Origin of the sequence: Methylobacterium sp. WL19, assembly GCF_008040005.1 — a bacterium.
Taxonomy (GTDB): domain Bacteria; phylum Pseudomonadota; class Alphaproteobacteria; order Rhizobiales; family Beijerinckiaceae; genus Methylobacterium; species Methylobacterium bullatum.
The window spans coordinates 1-2,026 of sequence record NZ_VRVC01000249.1 but is presented as its reverse complement, the minus strand read 5'-3'; the positions used below and the strand labels follow the sequence as shown (position 1 = coordinate 2,026).

1 protein-coding gene and 1 pseudogene are annotated in these 2,026 nt (G+C 67.9%); both read left to right on the top strand.

Annotation, left to right across the window (positions count from 1 at the left end; genetic code table 11):
* On the top strand, positions 1–1,718 hold a 1,718-nt coding region (locus FV220_RS24805; protein ID WP_281406106.1), incomplete at its 5' end, for a DNA translocase FtsK.
* Positions 1,719–1,881: 163 nt separating this feature from the next.
* Positions 1,882–2,026: pseudogene (locus tag FV220_RS26320) on the top strand (outer membrane lipoprotein carrier protein LolA); the annotation flags it as partial.

Sequence of the window (2,026 nt, the reverse complement as noted above, 5' to 3'; positions counted from 1 at the left end):
CCCCGTCTCCATCCCGCGCGATCTTCCCCGAGCCCCGCGCCACGCTGATCCCGGCCGGCCGGCACACGCCGATGTCGCTCGTCGAGAACGAGGATTACGAGCACCCCTCGCTGGAACTGCTGGCCGAGCCGCCGGTGACCGGCACCGAGGAGGTCGATGCCGACGTGCTGGAGCAGAACGCGCTCAACCTCCAGCAGACGGTGCAGGATTTCGGCGTGCGCGGCGACATCCTCGCCGTGCGCCCCGGCCCGGTCGTGACCCTCTACGAACTGGAGCCGGCTCCCGGCACCAAGTCGAGCCGCGTCATCGGCCTGTCGGACGACATCGCCCGCTCCATGTCGGCGGTCTCGGCCCGCGTGGCGGTGGTGCCCGGCCGCAACGTCATCGGCATCGAACTGCCCAACGAGACCCGCGAGACCGTCTACCTGCGCGAGCTGCTGTCCTCGGCCGATTTCTGCATCAGCAAGCACAAGCTCGCCCTCTGCCTCGGCAAGAATATCGGCGGCGAGCCGATCATCGCCGATCTCGCCAAGATGCCCCACCTGCTCGTCGCCGGCACCACGGGCTCGGGCAAGTCGGTGGCCATCAACACGATGATCCTGTCGCTGCTCTACCGGATGAAGCCGGAAGAGTGCCGCCTGATCATGGTCGACCCGAAGATGCTGGAACTCTCCGTCTATGACGGCATCCCGCACCTGCTCTCCCCCGTCGTCACCGACCCGAAGAAGGCGGTCATCGCCCTCAAATGGGCCGTGCGCGAGATGGAGGAGCGCTACAAGAAGATGTCCAAGATCGCGGTCCGCAACATCGACGGCTACAATGCCCGGATGGCGGAAGCGCGGGCCAAGGGCGAGATCATCACCCGCGAGATCCATACCGGCTTCAACCGCGAGACCGGCCAGGCCGTTTTCGAGACGGAGGAGATGGACCTCTCGGCCCTGCCCTACATCGTCATCGTGGTCGACGAGATGGCAGACCTAATGATGGTGGCCGGCAAGGACATCGAAGGGGCGATCCAGCGTTTGGCGCAGATGGCCCGTGCCGCCGGCATCCACCTCATCATGGCGACGCAGCGCCCGTCGGTGGACGTCATCACCGGCACGATCAAGGCGAACTTCCCGACCCGGATCAGCTTCCAGGTCACTTCCAAGATCGACAGCCGCACGATCCTGGGCGAGATGGGCGCCGAGCAGCTGTTGGGCCAGGGCGACATGCTGTTCATGGCCGGCGGCGGGCGCACCACCCGCGTCCACGGCCCGTTCTGCTCGGATTCGGAGGTCGAGAGCGTGGTCGCCCACCTGAAGCGCCAGGGCCGGCCGTCCTATCTCGAAGCCGTCACCGTGGACGAGAACCCGCCCGAGGAGAAGCCGGCAAAAGCCTCCAAGGCCGACAAGGCGGCGGCCGCCGAGGCCGAAGAGATCGACGCGCCGATCTTCGATGCCGGGGCCTATGCGGGCGGCGGGATCGATGCGGGTGCCGACCTCTACGACCAGGCGGTGCAGGTGGTGATGCGGGACCGCAAGGCCTCCACCAGCTACATCCAGCGCCGCCTGCAGATCGGCTACAACCGCGCCGCCTCGATCATGGAGCGGATGGAAGTCGAGGGCATCGTCGGCCAGGCCAACCACGCCGGCAAGCGCGAGATCCTGATGGAGACCGCGCCGTCCAGCATGGGGGCGATCTCGATGTCCTCGCCGATGATGGACGACGACGAGTGAGCTATTCCTCCCTCCCCCTTGTGGGGAGGGACCGAGGGTGGGGGTGGCTCCGGACGAGGCGAGCCGTCTCCGGCCCCTCACCTCCACCGCATCGACGTCCCATATTCGCCACAGGCTCGGGTTCTAAGCCGGAACCCCACCCGACTTCGGAGAACGCCCCAGGATGACCGGCCGACGCCACCTTCTCGCCGCCGGCTCGCTCCTCGTGCTGGCGGCCGGCCTCCAACCCGCGCCGGCCTCGGCGCAGGTCTCGTCCTTCCTCGACGGCCTGTTCGGCCGCAAGGAGCAGCCCGCGCCGGCCCCCGCTC